This is a genomic window from Pseudomonas fortuita (assembly GCF_026898135.2).
Lineage (GTDB): Bacteria > Pseudomonadota > Gammaproteobacteria > Pseudomonadales > Pseudomonadaceae > Aquipseudomonas > Aquipseudomonas fortuita.
The window spans coordinates 4,764,338-4,781,689 of sequence record NZ_CP114035.2; the positions used below are offsets into that span (position 1 = coordinate 4,764,338).

Genomic DNA, 17,352 nt, shown 5'->3' on the forward strand with positions numbered 1-17,352 from the left:
TTTACGCAAGGGACAAGCCATGAAACAGATTCACGTCATCGACTCTCACACTGGCGGCGAGCCAACCCGCCTGGTGATGAAGGGCTTCCCGCAACTGCACGGCCGCAGCATGGCCGAACAGCGCGACGAGCTGCGCGAGCTGCACGACCCATGGCGCCGTGCCTGCCTGCTGGAGCCACGCGGCAACGATGTGCTGGTCGGCGCGCTGTACTGCCCGCCGGTGTCGGCTGATGCGACCTGCGGGGTGATCTTCTTCAACAACGCCGGCTACCTGAACATGTGCGGCCACGGCACCATCGGCCTGGTCGCCTCGTTACAGCACCTGGGCCTGATCACACCGGGCGTACACAAGATTGACACCCCGGTTGGCCAGGTCAGCGCCACCCTGCATGAAGACGGTGCCATCACCATCGGCAACGTGCCCTCCTACCGCTACCGCCAGCAGGTTGCGGTGGACGTGCCCGGCCATGGCGTGGTGCGCGGCGACATCGCCTGGGGCGGCAACTGGTTCTTCCTCGTTTCCGAACACGGCCAGCGTATCGAGTTGGCCAACCGTGAAGCGCTGACCGAGTACACCTGGGCCATGCTCAAAGCCCTCGAAACCCAGGGCATCACCGGCGAAAACGGCGCGCCTATCGACCACGTCGAGCTGTTTGCCGACGACGCCAACGCCGACAGCCGCAACTTCGTGATGTGCCCCGGCAAGGCCTACGACCGCTCCCCGTGCGGCACCGGCACCAGCGCCAAGCTGGCCTGCCTGGCCGCCGACGGCAAGCTTGCCGAGGGCCAGACCTGGGTACAGGCCAGTATCACCGGTAGCCAGTTCCATGGCCGCTACGAGCGCGACGGCGAGCACATTCGCCCGTTCATCACCGGCCGCGCCTACATGACCGCCGACAGCACCCTGCTGATCGACGAACAGGACCCGTTCGCCTGGGGCATCTGAGCCCCGGCTTTTCCGAAAACCCCATTTCGCCAGGAGTAACAACAATGACTGACAACATCTTCACCGGCACCATGCCCGCCCTGATGACCCCATGCACCGCCGCGCGCAAGCCGGACTTTGACGCGCTGGTGCGCAAGGGCCACCAGCTGATCGAGGCCGGCATGAGCGCCGTGGTGTACTGCGGTTCGATGGGCGACTGGCCACTGCTGACCGAGGCCGAGCGCCAGGAAGGCGTGGCGCGCCTGGTGGCCGCCGGCATCCCGACCATTGTCGGCACTGGCGCGGTGAACACCCGTGAAGCGGTATCCCATGCCGCCCACGCCGCCAAGGTCGGCGCCGCCGGCCTGATGGTCATCCCTCGCGTGCTCAGCCGCGGTGCCTCGCTGATCGCCCAGAAGCACCACTTCTCGGCCATCCTCGCCGCCGCGCCCAAGCTGCCAGCGGTGATCTACAACAGCCCCTATTACGGCTTCGCCACCCGCGCCGATCTGTTCTTCGAGTTGCGTCGCGAATTCCCCAACCTGATCGGTTTCAAGGAGTTCGGCGGTGGTGCCGACCTGCGTTATGCCGCCGAGCACATCACCTCCAAGGATGACGACGTGACCCTGATGGTGGGCGTGGACACCCAGGTGGTGCATGGCTTCGTCAACTGCAACGCCACCGGCGCCATCACCGGCATCGGCAATGCCCTGCCCCGTGAGGTGCTGCACCTGGTGAGCCTGAGCAAGCAGGCGGCCAAAGGCGATGCCAAGGCCCGTCGCCTGGCGCGCGAACTGGAAGCGGCGCTGGCGGTGCTGTCGTCGTTCGATGAGGGCTGCGACCTGGTGCTGTATTACAAGCACCTGATGGTGCTGAACGGCGACAGCGAGTACAGCCTGCATTTCAACGAAACCGACGTGCTGACCGACGCCCAGCGCAACTATGCCGAGCAGCAATACGCGCTGTTCCGCAGCTGGTACGCCAACTGGTCGGCCGAGCAGAACATCGCCTGATTACCAAGGCCCCGCCGCGTTCTCTGTGGGAGCGGGCTTGGCCCGCGAAGCAGGCGACGCGGTGCCTGGCACCGGCTTTGCCGGTGTTCGCGGCACAAGCCCGCCCCCCCAATGATCGCGCAAGCTTCCAGCTATTGAGCAAGACAGTTGCTCCAACAACGCCCTTGATACCCGAATTCGATTCACAAGGAGGCTACATGACCCTCACAGGCAACCTGCTGATTGGCCAGACGCCGGTAACCGGCAGCCGCGAAGCCATCCGCGCCATCGACCCGGCCACCGGCCAGGCGCTGGAACCCGCCTACCTCGGCGGCACTGGCGAACAGGTGGCGCAAGCCTGCGCCCTGGCCTGGGCGGCGTTCGATGCCTACCGCGAAACCACGCTCGAACAACGGGCCCAGTTCCTCGAAACCATCGCCACGCAGGTCGAAGCGCTGGGCGATACCCTGATCGACCGCGCCGTGGCCGAAAGCGGCCTGCCCAAGGCTCGCATTCAGGGTGAGCGTGGCCGCACCTGCACCCAGCTGCGTACCTTCGCCCGGGTAGTGCGGGCCGGTGAATGGCTGGATGTGCGGGTGGACAACGCCCAGCCAGACCGCCAGCCCTTGCCGCGCGCCGACCTGCGCCAGCGCCAGGTTGCCCTGGGGCCGGTAGCCGTATTCGGCGCCAGCAATTTCCCGCTGGCCTTCTCGGTGGCCGGTGGCGACACCGCGTCGGCATTGGCTGCTGGCTGCCCAGTGGTGGTCAAGGCCCACAGCGCCCACCCGGGCACCAGCGAACTGGTCGGCCAGGCGGTGGCGCAAGCGGTGAAGCTGTGCGGCTTGCCGGCCGGGGTATTCTCGCTGCTGTACGGCTCCGGCCGTGAAGTCGGCATTGCGCTGGTCAGCGATCCGCGCATCAAGGCCGTTGGTTTTACCGGCTCACGCAGCGGGGGTATCGCGCTGTGCCAGGCGGCGCAGGCACGCCCGGAACCGATCCCGGTGTACGCCGAAATGAGCTCGATCAACCCGGTGTTCCTGTTCGAGGCGGCCCTGCAGGCCCGCGGCGATGCGCTGGCACAAGGCTTCGTCGCCTCGCTGACCCAAGGTGCCGGCCAGTTCTGCACCAACCCCGGCCTGGTGATCGCCCGCCAAGGCCCGGCGTTACAGCGGTTTATCGACGCCGCCTGCAAGCACGTTCGCCAGGCTGCCGCGCAGACCATGCTCACCCCTGGCATCTTCAGTGCTTACCAGGCCGGTGTCGGTGACCTGGCGGAAAACGCCAATGCCCGGGTGGCGGCCAGTGGCCAGGCCGGACAAGGCCCCAACCAATGCCAGGCGCAATTGTTCGTGACCGAGGCCGAAGCCTTCCTGGCCGACCCGACCTTGCAGGCCGAAGTGTTCGGCGCAGCGTCGCTGGTGGTGGCCTGCGCGAGCGATGAACAAGTACGCCGAGTGGCCGAGCATCTGGAGGGCCAGTTGACCGCGACCTTGCAACTGGACGATGCCGACATCGACAGCGCCCGCGCGCTGCTGCCAACCCTTGAACGCAAGGCCGGGCGCATTCTGGTCAACGGCTGGCCGACCGGTGTCGAGGTGTGCGATGCCATGGTTCACGGCGGGCCGTTCCCGGCCACCTCCGATGCCCGCACCACCTCGGTGGGCACGGCGGCGATCCTGCGTTTCCTGCGCCCGGTGTGCTACCAGGACTTCCCCGATGCGCTGCTGCCGCAGGCGCTGAAGCACGGCAACCCGCTGCAGCTGCGGCGCCTGCTTGACGGCAAACGGGAAGGCTGAGCATGGTCCAAACCCCTGAAGCCGATATCGCCGTGGTTGGCGCCGGCATTGTCGGCGTCGCCTGTGCCCTGCAACTGGCCCGCCAGGGCCGCCGGGTACTGCTGGTAGACCGTCAGGCACCCGGCCAGGGCGCGTCCTGGGGCAACGCCGGGCACCTGGCCACCGAGCAGGTGTTCCCGATTGCCGACCTGTCGATCCTCAAGCGCCTGCCGCGCATGTTGCTAGACCCGATGGGCCCGCTGCGCCTGGACTGGAAGTACCTGCCCAAGGCCTTGCCCTGGTTCACCCGCCTGCTGCTCAACCTGCGCCCGGCGCCGTTCCAGCGCAGTGTGGCCGGCATACGCACGCTGAACGAAGGCAGCCTGGGTGCCTGGCAGCGGCTGCTGGGCTCGATCGGGCGCAGCGAACTGTTTCAAGAGGATGGCTCACTGCTGGTGTTCGAGAAGCCTGAGTCACGCCAGGCACTGGAGGCGTTGCGCACCCGCATGCAACAGCAGGCGGTTCCGGTGGACTTCTGGTCGGCTGAAACCGTGCGCGAAGCAGCGCCGCAACTGAGCCCGTCACTGCTGGGCGGGCTGTTCTTTCCGCGCACCGGGCACTTCATCGACCCTTACCGGGTAGTGTGCGAACTGTTCGAGGCGGCCAAGGCCAGCGGCGTGCGCTTTGTCCAGGCGCAGGTCGATGGCGGGCAGTTGCACAGTGCCGGCGTGAGCCTGGCCAGCGACCAGGGCACGCTCAATGCCCGCCAGGTGCTTGTCAGCTGTGGTGCCCATTCTGCGAAACTGACCGCTGCGCTGACAGGCAAGCGGGTGCCGCTGGACACAGAACGTGGCTACCACCTGATGTTGCCGGGTGAGCACCAGCGCCTGCCGTTTGCAGTCACCTCGCTGGAGCGCAAGTTCATCATGACGCCCATGGCCGAAGGCTTGCGCCTGGCTGGCACGGTGGAGTTTGCCGGGCTGGAAGCACCGCCGAGCATGCAGCGGGCGTGGCAGTTGCACCGGTTGAGCAAGGGGTTGTTCCGGCACGACTTGAGCATCGACGGGGCAACGCCGTGGATGGGTTTCAGGCCTTCGTTGCCGGACTCGTTGCCGGTGATCGACAGGGTGTGCGATGGGCGGGTGCTGTTGGCGTTTGGGCATCAGCACCTGGGGTTGACCCAGGCGGCGGTGACGGCGGAATGGGTGGGGCGGTTGGCTGAGCGGGCCGCGGGGCCAGCGGTGGGAGCCTACCGGTTGGATCGGTTCTAGATTCGGGGGCCGCCGGGCGGCCCATTCGCGGCACAAGGCCGCTCCTACAAAGAGCACGCGTTATCCTGTAGGAGCGGCCTTGTGCCGCGAATGGGCTGCATGGCAGCCCCTCCAAGCCTCAGCGATAACGCTCAAGCCAGTGCGCATACGGCGCCGGCAAGGTCCAGGAAGCTTTCTCCACCCCCAGTTCCTTGGCCGCAAAGTACGCCCAGTGCGGGTCGGCCAGGTGTGCGCGCCCCACTGACACCAGGTCCAGCTGGTTGGCCTGCAGTGCCCCTTCCGCCAGTTGCGGCGTGCCAAAGCCCCACGCCGAAGTCACCGGCAGCTTCGCCTCACGGCGCACACGCTCGGCAATCGGCCCCATGAACGCCGGACCCCACGGGATGTTGGTCTCGGGAATGGTGAAACCGACACTCACGCTCAGCAGGTCAAGGCCACCGGCCTTGAAGCGGCGCGCCAGTTCGATCGACTCTTCCAGGGTCTGCTCGTCACGGCCATCGTATTCCAGCACACCAAAACGCGCGGTCAAAGGCAGGTTCTCTGGCCACACTTCACGCACCGCAGCCAGGGTTTCCAGCAGGAAGCGGCTGCGGTTCTCGAAGCTGCCACCGTAGGCGTCGGTACGCTTGTTGGAGTGCTCGGAGAAGAAGCTCTGGCCCAGGTAACCGTGGGCAAAATGCAGCTCGATCCACTCGAAGCCGGCATCACGCGCTCGGCGGGCGGCATCGACGAAATCTTGCTTGACCCGGGCGATGTCGCCCAGCGTCATTTCGCGTGGCACTTTCGGCAGGTTCGCGCCAAAGGCGATGGCGGACGGCGCAATGGTCTCCCAGCCGCGGGCGTCGTCGGCAGCGATGTGGTCGTCACCTTCCCATGGGCGGTTGGCGCTGGCCTTGCGCCCGGCGTGGGCGATCTGGATGCCCGGCACGGCACCAGCAGCCTTGATGGCCTGCACCACGGGTACGAACGCCTGGGCGTGAGCATCGCTCCAGATACCGGCACACCCGGGGGTGATGCGCCCTTCTGGTGCCACCGCAGTGGCCTCGACCACCAGCAGACCGGCCCCCCCACGGGCCAGGCCGGCCAGATGCACGTGGTGCCAGTCGTTGATCATGCCGTCTTCGGCCATGTATTGGCACATCGGCGGAATGGCGATGCGGTTACGCAGGGTAACGTCTTTGAGGGTATAGGGTTCGAACAGTGCGGACATGGGAAACTCCGGGTTCATCTGAATACTGTTGTTCGATCATAATCGAACTATGGCAATTAGTGAAACCCCCGTTATCATGTCGGCCATGCGAGCCTATAAACATCCCAACGCTGAAGACCTGATTCTTGAACGCCTGCTCTATGCGCTCAGCGACCCCGTGCGCCTGGAAATCGTCCGCCATCTGGCCGGCGTCGCCGAAGCCAGCTGTGGCGAGCTGGACGGGGGGCGGCCCAAGTCGAGCATGTCCCACCATTTCCGCGTGCTACGTGATGCGGGGTTGGTACATACCCGCAATGTGGGGACCACCCACATGAATTCGCTACGCAGCGAAATGCTGGGCGAGCGGTTTCCCGGGCTGCTGGAATGCATCCTGCGCCAGCGATGATGTTTGCCGCACGCCCTGGCGGTTAGTGAAGCGCCAAAAAAAAACCACGAGGTCACCCCCGTGGCTTCTTTCACAACAATGGCCGATTACAGCGCCATGTCGTTCTCAGGCTTGCTTTCAACCGGCTGGCTTGCCGCGCCACCGAAGTCAACGCTGGCGTCGATCACCGGTGGTTTCTCCAGCTGCAACACTTCAGCGGTGTAGTTCCACTCTTTCTGGGTGGCCGCTGCCGAGTCGTTCAGCTTGGTGCCGTAGCTCGGCACGATCTGTTTGATCTTGGCCTGCCACTCTGGGGTAGCGACCTTCTCCTTGAACACGGTTTCCAGCACGGTGAGCATGATCGGCGCAGCAGTCGAAGCACCGGGCGAGGCGCCCAGCAGGCCGGCAATGGTACGGTCTTCGGACGCGACCACTTCGGTACCCAGCTTCAGCACGCCGCCCTTGTCGGCATCACGCTTGATGATCTGCACACGCTGGCCGGCCTGCCACAGGCGCCAGTCTTCCTTCTTGGCATTCGGGAAGTAGGTGCGCAGGGCTTCGAAACGGTCATCGTCAGACAGCATCAGCTGGCCAGCGAGGTATTCCACCAGCGGGTACTGGTCGATCCCGACCTTGGTCATCGGCCACACGTTGTGGGTGGTGGTGCTGCTCAGCAGGTCCAGGTACGAGCCATTCTTCAGGAACTTGGTCGAGAACGTGGCGAATGGGCCAAACAGGATCACGCGCTTGCCGTCCAGCACGCGGGTGTCCAGGTGCGGTACCGACATGGGTGGCGCGCCGGTCGAGGCAATGCCGTAAGCCTTGGCCATGTGCTGCATGGCCACGGTCGGGTTCTCGGTCACCAGGAACGAGCCGCCCACCGGGAAGCCTGCGTATTCCTTGGCTTCAGGAATACCCGACTTCTGCAGCAGCTTCAGTGCGCCACCGCCGGCACCGATGAACAGGAACTTGGCATCGGTAGCCGATTCGGTACCGTCCTTCAGGTTCTTGTACTCGACGTGCCAGGAGCCGTCCTTGTTGCGGGTGATGTCTTGCACTTCGCTGGAGAGCTTCAGGTCAAAGTTGTCCTGGGTCTTCAGGTGGCCAACCATCTGGCGGGTGATCTCGCCAAAGTTGACGTCGGTGCCGATTGGCGTCCAGGTCACGGCCAGCTTCTGGTTCGGGTCGCGGCCTTCCATCATCAGCGGGACCCACTTGGCGATCTGCGCGTGGTCCTCGGAGTACTGCATCGGGCGGAACAGCGGGCTGGCCTGCAGCGCGTCGTAGCGCTTTTTCAGGAACTTGATGTTGTCATCGCCCCACACAAAGCTCATGTGCGGTGTGGTGTTGATGAACGAGTGCGGGTTCTTCAGCACGCCCTGACGGACCTGCCAGGCCCAGAACTGACGGGAAATCTGGAAGGCTTCGTTGATTTCGATGGCCTTGGAGATGTTGACGTTGCCGTCTTTGTCTTCCGGGGTGTAGTTCAGCTCGGCCAACGCGGAGTGGCCGGTACCGGCGTTGTTCCAGCCGTTGGAGCTTTCTTCAGCCACGCCGTCCAGGCGCTCGACCATTTCCATCGACCAGCTTGGCTCCAGCTCGTGCAGCCACACGGCCAGGGTGGAGCTCATAATGCCGCCGCCGACCAGCAGCACGTCTACTTTTTTGGTTTCTGCGGCGTGCGCTTGCATGAAGCTCGCAGCGACAGCCAGACCCAGCAAGGTCTTGCCAGCTTTCTTGAACATTGATCTATTCCAGTCAGGAGAACGGAGGGAGGGCCTGTGGCTGGCCCAAGTGTTCCGTGTTCTTCAGCGCAGGCTTGTTGTTGATCATTGTTCGGCAGCCAGAGAACCAGAAAACGACTCGGCCTTTTGTCGAATTGACCGATAGGGCTGAATCGTTTTTCTGATTGTATCCGAAATGCCAGCGCAAACAAATTGCCGGTCCTCGCGTCAAGGTGACGGGTTGTCCCAGGGGATGCCCGCAAGCTTTGCAGTGATTGCAGTATTTTTCTGGCGCCCCTAATATTGAGATCATTTCTCATTCGCACCAGTATGCGCTTGCGCCGGATGCCGCCGTGGTTTCGATCCCAGAGTTGAACACCTCGCTCCATAGCCTGTACCACAGCCACTCACGCTGGTTGCTCGGCTTTCTGTATCGCCGGCTGGGCAGCCGCTGCGATGCGGCCGACCTGGTGCAAGACACCTTCGTGCGCATCCTCAAGCGCCCACGGCAGTTCGACGGCGAACGTGGTGAACGCTCGTACCTGGCCACCATCGCCCGCGGCCTGTGCGTGGACCACTGGCGCCGGCAGAAGCTGGAACAAGCCTGGTTGCAGCAGTTGGCCTTGCAGCCCGAGGCCCTGCAGCCCTCCCCCGAACAGCGCGCGATCATTGTCGAGACCCTGCACGAGGTGGACGCAATGTTGCAGCGTTTGCCGGGCAAAGTGCGCCAGGCATTCCTGCTGGCGCAGATCGATGGCCTGGCCTACCGCGATATTGCCGCGCACGTCGGGGTAAGCGAACGCATGATCAAGAAGTACCTGGCCCAGGCGTTTGTGCATTGCGCGATTCTTGAAGCCGAACTCGACGGCTTGCTGGTGGAGTGACGCCATGACCTCGCCCGTGCACAAACTCAGCCACGCCAGCCTGCAGCAAGCCGCACACTGGTACGTGCAGTTGCAGGACGAAAACGCCGCACCGCAGTTGCGCACGCAATGGCAACACTGGTTTGACCAGCACGGCGACCATCAGGCGGCCTGGCACTATGTGCAACGGGTCGGCCAGCGTTTTGCCCCGTTGCAGGCCGAAGGTGCAGCTGCGGGCCGGGCACTGCGTGAGCACGATGCGCGTCGCTTCACCCGGCGCACCGGGCTCAAGTCGCTGCTGGTGCTTGGCGCAGGCTCCCTGCTTGGCTGGCGGGCGTGGCACGGCGCGCCGTTGTCGGGCTGGGGTGCCGACATGGCCACCGGCATTGGTGAAGTGCGCGAAACCCGTCTGGCCGATGGCAGCCAGTTGTGGCTAGGGGCGCAGAGTGCCGTGGACACGCAGTTCTCCACATTCAGCCGGGTACTGCGGCTGCGCTTTGGCGAGCTGCTGGTGGAAACCGCCCACGACCCGCGCCGCCCTTTCTTCGTCGACACTGCGCAAGGCCGCATGCAGGCCCTGGGAACACGCTTTGCAGTGTGCCAGCTGGGCGAAAATACCCGGCTGGATGTATACGCCGGCGCTGTTGAGGTATGCACGGCGCAAAGCGGCGAGCGCTGCATCGTGCCAGCGGGCCAGCAGGTGGACTTTAGCGCTCAGGCAATCAGCACCACCCGCCCGGCCCAAAGCGCCGGCGAGTCGTGGATTTATCACCGTCTCAATGCCGAAGACATGCCATTGGGGCATTTGCTGCAAACGCTGGGACGCTATCGCCACGGGCACCTGGGTTGGCACCCGGATGTCGCCAAGCTGTCGGTGATGGGTGCCTTCCCGCTCAACGATACCGATCGCGCACTGGCCTTGTTGCAAGCGGCATTACCGGTGCGGGTGCAGCGGCTGACGCCTTGGTGGGTCACAGTCGAGCCGGTTTGATACCGGTACATCGCGCTGGGTTCTTCGCGGGCATGCCCGCTCCCACAGATGCGGTGTGAACCCGCAGCCTGCGTAGTACCTGTGGGAGCGGGCAAGCCCGCGAAGCAGGCGACACGGTATTTGGATCCCGCTGTGCCGGTGCTGGCAAATTCGTTGGAGCCGGTCAAAAAATCTTCCAACCCGGTTCCCTTTTTCCAATCTCGTTCGGTTAACCCGGCATAGCGCTTCCAACTCACCCTACCGATTCCAGAGACCAGCATGCCGACGCCCTTCCACCCCGCGTTCCGCCTGGCGCTTGCCGCGCCACTTTCGCTTTTTGCTGCCGCGCCACTGATGTTGCCGGCACCCCTGGCCCACGCCGAACAGGCGGCCAGCGCCGAAACCCGCTTCAACATCGCCCCCGGCTCGCTCACCAGCGCCCTCAACCAGTTCAGCAGCCAGGCCGGCATCTACCTGGCCGGCAGCAACGAACTGGCCGCCGGCAAGACCAGCCAGGGGCTGCAGGGCCGCTACAGCGTCGCCCAAGGCCTGGCCCGGCTGCTGCAGGGTAGCGGCCTGCAAGCCGTGCCCCAAGGCAGCGCGGGCTATGTGCTGCAACCGCTTGCCGATGGCACCGCCCTGCAACTGGATGCCACGTCGATCAACGCCCATACCCTGGTCGCCAGCGACGGCCAGGGCGACAGCGGTTACCGCGCCGTAGCCAGTGCCACTGCCAGCAAAACCAGCAGCGCCCTGGCCGACACCCCGCGCTCGGTTTCGGTGGTAACCCGCCAGCGCATGGATGACCAGCAATCGCAAACCCTCACCGAGGTGCTGGGCTATGTACCAGGCATTTTCTCGCCGCCGTTTGCCGGCGGTGATGGCCAGGCGGGTGACCTGTTCTTCATCCGCGGCTTCAATGCCACCGACTATGGCTACGGCCTGTTGCGCGATGGCCTGCGGGTGCAGGGCAACCGCTACGACACCAGCAGCGAACCCTACGGCCTGGAGCGGGTGGAAGTGTTCCGCGGCCCCACTTCGATCCTGTATGGCGAAAACGCCCCAGGTGGCGTGGTCAACCTGGTCAGCAAGCGGCCTACTGCCGACGCGCGCGGCGAAGTGCAACTGAGCTACGGCTCGCACAACCGGCGCCAGTTGGGCGTCGACGTTTCCGGCCCGCTGACCGATGAGGGGAATGTGCTCGGCCGCCTGGTGATGATGGGCCGCAAGTCTGACACCCAGGTCGACCATCAACCCGACGACCGCATGTACATCGCGCCGTCGCTGACGTTGAACTTCGACGACTTCAACAGCCTGACCGTGCTGGCGACCTACCAGCGCGACCGCACCTTGATGGAGCTCGGTTACCCGGCCGCAGGCACACTGCTGCACAACCCCAACGGCAAGATCGACAAAGACCAGTTGTCCGGCAACCCGGACTGGGACAACTTCGAACGGGAAACCTGGAGCCTGGGGTACGCGTTCAGCCACCGTTTCAACGACACCTGGCAGTTCCGCCAGAACTCGCGCTACATGCAGTCGCGCATCGACCGCCAGGAAATGTGGCCAGGTAACCTGAACAATGGCGGCTTCGGCACCACCCTGGGCAACACGGCCTACGACCGCTACAACAAGTCCATCGCCTACTCGCTGGACAACCAGTTCGAAGGCCACTTTACCCGCGGCGCGTTCGACCACACCTTCCTGATCGGTGCGAGCCTGGACCGCACCTCGTTCAACCAGGATTGGGACGCAGGCAACGGCGGCACCATCAATGTGTTCGACCCGGTGTGGAACGGCAAGCCGAGTACGCCCCTGCATGTGCAGAACGCCTTGCTCGAACAGACCATGTACGGCCTCTACAGCCAGCTGCAAACCAAGGTCGACAACTGGGTACTGCTGCTGGGCGGGCGCCTGGACCGGGTCAACAGCCAGTTCCGCAACAAGGCCGGTACCCTTAACGCGCAAGCCGACATGGACAGCTGGGACAGCAAGTTCACCTGGCAGACCGGGGTGATGTACCAGTTCGAAAACGGCCTGTCGCCGTACTTCAGCTACTCCACGGCCTTTGCCCCGACCCAGCAGACCGAAAGCAGGAACGGCCCGCTGGACCCCACCACCAGCGAGCAGTACGAAGTGGGCATCAAGTACGAACCCAAAGGCTGGAACACCGCCTTCACCGCGTCGGTGTACGACCTGCGCAAGAAGGACGATGTACTGTTCGATTCCGCCGTGGGTGACTACCGCCAGATCGGTGCCAGCCGGGCCAAGGGCGTGGAGCTGGAATTGAACAGCGACCTGAGCGAAAACCTCAACCTCACCGCCGCCTACACCTACACCGATTCGCGTATTACCAAGGACGTGGCCGGGTCGCTGTATGAAGACCACCAAATGACCGGCGTGCCACGCAACCAGGCTTCGGTATGGAGCACTTACCGCTTCCGGGACGGGCTGTTCAAGGGCCTGCAGATCGGGGGCGGCGTGCGCCATTTCGACAGCACATTCGCGTACACCCCGGCGAGCCTGTACGGCAAGCTGGATACCGGCGATGTCACGCTGGTGGATGCCAAGGTCGGGTATGAGATCGACGAAAACTGGTCGGTGGAGGTCAATGCCCGCAACCTGTTCGACAAAGAGTACGTGGCAGGCTGCAACAACGCCGGGCGCTGCTATTGGGGTGAAGAGCGCACACTGCTGGGAACTGTGTCGCTGCGCTGGTAAACCGCCCTCAAACAAAAGCCCCCGGGACATTTACATGACCGGGGGCTTTGGATCACGCCGCAAGCGTCGCGATCAGGGTACCGCCAAGATTACTGCTGCTGAGGCAGTTTATCGATCGGGCCGCAGCCACCGATGATCTTGGAGATGGAAACCGAAGGGTGGAACAGGTAGTCGTAAGTGCAGTTTTTCGGTTGGTTGTAAACTTGGCCAGTGCAACCCGACAGCAGGGCAACACCCGAAACAACGGCAACGGCTACGGTGGCCTTGAACAGCTTTTTCATACTAAGTCCTTTAAATGAATCATCTTCGACCATCGTCTGATGGCTGCGGGATCATACAGACTCCCAGCTTTGGATCCAAGCCGTGCGTGGCACAACTTCGTTGCAAGCGTGCAACTGACAGGTGGCTGCCCAATAGTTAGTTACAATAAAAAGCCCCCGGCAACTCATGGTTCCCGAGGGCTTCCTCAATCAGCGATCACCCAGTCAATTGGTTTCCAGCTGATACGCCTTGCTTACGAACAACGCTGCAAACAGGCTCTTGCCTTGCTTGAAAGTGTACTGCTCTTCGAACTTGCCTTCCTCGACCAGTTTCTGCCCGATGGCACATTCCGAGTCGCTGTGGTTCTTGCCCTTGGCGCCGAAATCGCTGCTCCACGACGACAGGCCAACCTCTTCACAGAAGGCAGCGAACTTCGCCTTCGGTACATGCTGCTGGAAGGCATTGTAAGCCTCTTTCAGCGGTTTGAAGCCGCTGTAGCTCACCGAGTAGTTCTCAACCTTGGCTTTGCGGGCAAAACCGCTCACCGCTTCGGCCAATACCGCCTGACCGGTGTACGGGCTGTATGCACCAATCAGCATGGCGCTAAGCGCGCTCTTGAGCTGGGTTTCGACATCGTCCAGCTCCGGCAGCGACTCGAAGTCGGCCTTGCGCACGATCTCACCCACCTTGGAGCCGTCGTTACGGTGGGTCACGACAAACTCCATCGAGCCTTCACCGTCACTGGAACGCTTGATGGTGAAGTCCAGGTCAACCGTGGTGCCAAAATCGCCCGTGCTGCTGACCAGGAACGCGCCAGTCAAGGGCTGGCGCACCGCCATGTTGGCACCCCAGTCGAAATTCGACTCAGTGGCGCGGCCATTGGCGGCCAGCTCTGCGCGGGGCTGGATCTCGTCGCTGACATCAGCCACCAGCACCACCTCAGCGCCCTTGCTGGCAACGAAGGGGTTGCCCATCTGCATGCCCACCAGCTGGATGTGAATGCTACCGTCTTTGCTATCACCGTCGTGGGACAGCTTCAGCGCGTCAGCCTTCAGGTAAATGCCGGCAACATTACGGCTGACGTTGAGCTGGTACTTGGCCCAACCCGCCAGGCCTTCTTCCGGCGAACCACCGCGAGCGGACTCCACCAGGCTGGTCAGCCCGCGCATGAACTGCTGCGCGCCATTGGTCTGCGCGGCTGCCTTGCGGATCTCGGGGTCGGCAACAGTCAGGTTGCCAGAGAACGCCGAGTAGGAAATATCGCCTTCGGACAGCACATCCTCAAGGAAGTAGCGCTCCTTGAAGTCCTCGTAATAGGCCAGCGCAGCCTTCTTGCCCGAGCTGGCAACCATTGCATAGCCACCGCCGAGCACCAGCACCGCCGCGGCAACACCGCCAATCAGCAGCTGCTTCTTGTTCATCTGTTTGATCATGGTGTTTGCCTCACTGGACCATCGCGGAAGCGTTGTTCCAGTCGTTCACGTACTTTTGGGAGACCTCGGGGGTCCAGCTGAAATCGATACCGGCGTTGGGGAATTCCTTGGCCAGCACGGCGCCGAACGACACACGGTCGGCACAGTGGTCCTGCTTGCAGGCCTCAGGCTCACCCACGCTGTAGGCGCGGTAGGTTGGCACGGCGCGGCCATCGTCCAGCGGGTAGTACGGCGTGGCGTTCGCCACCTGGGTCACGTACCAGCCTTCGCTGTATTCCTCGTCGGCGACCAGACGGCCGGTGCTCGGGAAGTCGATGGTGTAGAAGTCGCCCTTCTTGCCGGTCACGTGCACCATCATCGGCGCCACCCGGGCCGACGTCGCAGGGTCTTGCTGCGCCAGCGGCGAAGCGAAGCGCACCTTGATGCCGGCCATCTGCGCGAGGGCCTCGGTTTCGCGCCCCTTGAAGTCGCTCATGCCGTCTTGCAACTGCTGGTAACGCTCCAGCACCCGGGTGTGCACGCGGGCCAGTTCCTGCTGGCGCTGACGCTCTTCACGCACACGCTGCTGCTCACGCTGAACCGCCCAGTTCGCACCATCGCGCACATCGAAGAACAGGCCTTGGCGGTTGATGCCGATGCGGTTGCGGGTGATCTTCTGGGCATCGTTACCCCAGATGTTGTTCGAAATCGCCGACAGGTCCTTGACGATGAACAGGTTGGCCACATCGGTGGTGGTCGGCGAGGTGGCCTTGATCAGGTCGAAGATTTCCAGCGCGGCTTCCTTGTACTTGGCCGCGTCCAGGGCGAACGACTCGTCAGGGGTGACCGCCACGTAGTAAGGGTCGCTGCTAAACGGGCGCAGCACGCCGTAGCTGGAACGGGTGAACGTCAGGTACACCTTCATCTGCCGGCTGGGGATTTCGCCAACCAGGAATGCGGCCTGGTCGGCTTGCGCCGTGAGGTAGGAAACGGCTTTGTCCTTTACCGCAGGCTCGAGGTTCTTGTTGAAGATCAAGCCGCTCGGGTGGGCGTAAACGCGGTTCCAGTTATCGCCACGGTAGGTACCCACGGCCTTCCAGGTGATTTTTTCGAAGCTGCCTTCACCAAAGCCGGACGCCGGGCAGGGCATGGCCGGGGTGGTGCCGAACGACAGGGTGTCACCATTGCCGATGATCTCGCGGCTGAGCACCCATTTGCAGCCCGCGCCGTCCGTTACCTGCATCAGGTTGCGGTTCTCCAGCACCACGGCGCGACCGAAGTCCGACGTGGGGGCAGCGGCTACTGCAGCGGCAGGTGCAGGCACGGGCGGAACGACGGGGGCTGCTGCCGGGGCTTCGGCAGCCGGTGCTGGCGCAGGTGCTGCGGCAACGTCAGGGGCTGGGGCAACTTCTGCTTTCGCCGGCGCTGCTTCAACGACCGCGGGGGCCGGCTCAGCGGTTGGGGCTGGCGCAGCGGCCGCGGCGGCCGGGGCTTGTGCCGAAGCAGCAGGTGCCGGGGCAGTTGCAACAGGTGCTGCCTGGGCGGGCGCCGGGGCGGCGGCGGCAGGTGCAGCAGGCGCGGCAGCCAAGGTCACCAGGCCCAGGTTGCCGGCATTGCCCGAGCCGCTGGCGTAGAGGTTACCCTTGGCATCAACCGCCTTCCAGCTTACCTTGGCAGTCGAGCAGTCCTTGGCAAACACGAACGGCAGCTTGGTCAGCAACCCCGACAGCAGTTCCTGGTTGTCCCACGCCGGGCGGGTGATGGTCAGTTCAACCTCGGGTTTGCACCACGTGGTGGCATCCCCTGGCACTTCGACCTTGATGTTTTCTTTCTTCGAGAAGGCCAGCTCGTGGGCGAACGCCTGCGGTACCAGACCACAAGCGCCGACCACAGCCAGCGCGAGCGCGTGCTTTTTCATGGAGTTCCTCAGATCAGTTCCCAGGTGCCGTTGGCTTGTTTGCAGAAGGTGTTCTGCTCTTGCTCGGTCTTGCCGCTTTGCGACTTCAGGCTGACAGTGACCGGGCGGCAGGCAGCTTCGGCGGCGACCGTTTCGGTCGGCAGCGACTGCACCGAATCCAGGTCGAAGCCTTGGGTTTCCTTGTTGGCGGCAACGTCCAGCTCGTCCAGGTTCACCGCTGGCGTCACGCGCTTGGCCAAGGCCTGCGCCTTGGGCTCGACGTAGTTCTTGTGCACGTAACCCACGGTCACGCCCTTGCGCCCGACCAGGATCCAGTCGCCAGTGGCGCCGACGGCGGTGAACTCGGTATGGTTCTTCAGGCTGCCGACTTTTTCACCCGTCTGGTTCGGAGCGGCGCGCACGTTAAGGTTGTCGCTGATGGTCACGTATGGCTCGTTGATCAGCTTCATCGACGGCACCGCCTGAATCTTCGGCGCACGCTTGACCTCAACCTTTTTGGTCTGGGTGTATTCCTTGCCCGGCACGATCTGGGCGGTGGCGCCCGAGTGGTCAGACTTCCAGGTCACTGGCTGGGTACTGGCAGTGGTCTGCTGCTGGCTCAGTACTTCCTGGGTGCGCAGCGCCAGGGCCTGCTGGTCCTTCTCGTCCAGCATGTGGCCGATGCGGTTACCCACGTAGGCACCGATGCCGCCGGCAATCAGGGCTGCGGCGATCTTGCCGTTGCCGCTGCCCATGGTCGAGCCGATGGCCACACCGGCCAGGCCGCCGATCACGGTGCCCGCTTGCTCTTTGCTGATCCCGAGCTGTGCACAGGCCGTGGTAGAGGCGATGGCGACCGCCAGAAGGGACGCGACGAATTTCTTACGCAAGTGGAGCACTCCATTTTCGGTGGGGCGCACAGCCGCGTACCGCAGCCAACAGTTGGCGGCAGCATTCAGAGTTGTGC

At 63.7% G+C, this 17,352-nt stretch carries 14 protein-coding genes; 8 read left to right on the forward strand and 6 right to left on the reverse strand.

The genetic code is table 11. The annotated features are described in order from the left end of the window. Positions 1–19: 19 nt before the first annotated feature. The 4 genes from OZ911_RS21800 to OZ911_RS21815 all read left to right on the forward strand — a co-directional run bounded on the left by OZ911_RS21800 (position 20) and on the right by OZ911_RS21815 (position 4,963). Entirely contained in the window at positions 20–946 is a 927-nt protein-coding gene (locus tag OZ911_RS21800; RefSeq protein ID WP_023047730.1) for a 4-hydroxyproline epimerase, read from the forward strand. A 44-nt stretch (positions 947–990) separates the two neighbouring features. After that, positions 991–1,938 (forward strand): dihydrodipicolinate synthase family protein, encoded by a 948-nt coding sequence (locus OZ911_RS21805; protein WP_095116739.1) that lies wholly within the window; start codon positions 991–993, stop codon positions 1,936–1,938. Between the two features lie 197 nt (positions 1,939–2,135). Next, complete coding sequence (locus OZ911_RS21810; RefSeq protein WP_023047026.1) at positions 2,136–3,713, forward strand: aldehyde dehydrogenase (NADP(+)); 1,578 nt, start codon at positions 2,136–2,138, stop codon at positions 3,711–3,713. Positions 3,714–3,715: 2 nt separating this feature from the next. Next, a complete protein-coding gene (locus OZ911_RS21815) occupies positions 3,716–4,963 on the forward strand; it encodes an NAD(P)/FAD-dependent oxidoreductase (protein WP_070086724.1) in 1,248 nt (415 codons plus the stop codon). 118 nt (positions 4,964–5,081) lie between these two features. Here OZ911_RS21815 and xenA read toward each other — a convergent pair whose 3' ends face one another. Next, positions 5,082–6,173 carry a xenobiotic reductase XenA gene (gene xenA, locus OZ911_RS21820; protein ID WP_070086723.1) on the reverse strand — a complete coding sequence of 364 codons (1,092 nt, stop codon included), beginning with the start codon at positions 6,171–6,173 and terminating at the stop codon, positions 5,082–5,084. Between the two features lie 49 nt (positions 6,174–6,222). Between xenA and OZ911_RS21825 the strand changes: the two genes are divergently transcribed. After that, positions 6,223–6,558: an ArsR/SmtB family transcription factor gene (locus OZ911_RS21825; protein ID WP_016488623.1), complete on the forward strand. Its 336-nt coding sequence runs from the start codon at positions 6,223–6,225 to the stop codon at positions 6,556–6,558. An 86-nt stretch (positions 6,559–6,644) separates the two neighbouring features. On the opposite strand, the gene mqo is transcribed toward OZ911_RS21825, so the two are convergent. Then, positions 6,645–8,282 (reverse strand): malate dehydrogenase (quinone), encoded by a 1,638-nt coding sequence (gene mqo / locus OZ911_RS21830; RefSeq protein WP_016488624.1) that lies wholly within the window; start codon positions 8,280–8,282, stop codon positions 6,645–6,647. Positions 8,283–8,614: 332 nt separating this feature from the next. Here mqo and OZ911_RS21835 point away from each other — a divergent pair, with 332 nt between their 5' ends. The 3 genes from OZ911_RS21835 (at position 8,615) to OZ911_RS21845 (ending at position 12,815) form a co-directional block, all read left to right on the forward strand. Next, on the forward strand, positions 8,615–9,145 hold the full coding sequence (locus OZ911_RS21835; RefSeq protein WP_016488625.1) for a sigma-70 family RNA polymerase sigma factor: 531 nt from the start codon (positions 8,615–8,617) through the stop codon (positions 9,143–9,145). Between the two features lie 4 nt (positions 9,146–9,149). After that, positions 9,150–10,115, forward strand: coding sequence for a FecR domain-containing protein (locus tag OZ911_RS21840; protein WP_023047027.1), 966 nt, complete (start codon positions 9,150–9,152; stop codon positions 10,113–10,115). 258 nt (positions 10,116–10,373) lie between these two features. Then, on the forward strand, positions 10,374–12,815 hold the full coding sequence (locus tag OZ911_RS21845; RefSeq protein WP_023047028.1) for a TonB-dependent siderophore receptor: 2,442 nt from the start codon (positions 10,374–10,376) through the stop codon (positions 12,813–12,815). Between the two features lie 89 nt (positions 12,816–12,904). On the opposite strand, the gene OZ911_RS21850 is transcribed toward OZ911_RS21845, so the two are convergent. The 4 genes from OZ911_RS21850 to OZ911_RS21865 all read right to left on the reverse strand — a co-directional run bounded on the left by OZ911_RS21850 (position 12,905) and on the right by OZ911_RS21865 (position 17,275). Next, entirely contained in the window at positions 12,905–13,096 is a 192-nt protein-coding gene (locus OZ911_RS21850) for a YhfL family protein (protein ID WP_003254720.1), read from the reverse strand. Between the two features lie 204 nt (positions 13,097–13,300). Beyond that, positions 13,301–14,509, reverse strand: a complete 1,209-nt coding sequence (locus tag OZ911_RS21855) for a hypothetical protein (RefSeq protein WP_023047029.1) — start codon at positions 14,507–14,509, stop codon at positions 13,301–13,303. Positions 14,510–14,519: 10 nt separating this feature from the next. Then, on the reverse strand, positions 14,520–16,406 hold the full coding sequence (locus OZ911_RS21860; protein ID WP_070086721.1) for a hypothetical protein: 1,887 nt from the start codon (positions 16,404–16,406) through the stop codon (positions 14,520–14,522). Positions 16,407–16,414: 8 nt separating this feature from the next. Further along, positions 16,415–17,275 carry an SH3 domain-containing protein gene (locus tag OZ911_RS21865; protein ID WP_070086720.1) on the reverse strand — a complete coding sequence of 287 codons (861 nt, stop codon included), beginning with the start codon at positions 17,273–17,275 and terminating at the stop codon, positions 16,415–16,417. Between the last annotated feature and the right edge of the window lie 77 nt (positions 17,276–17,352).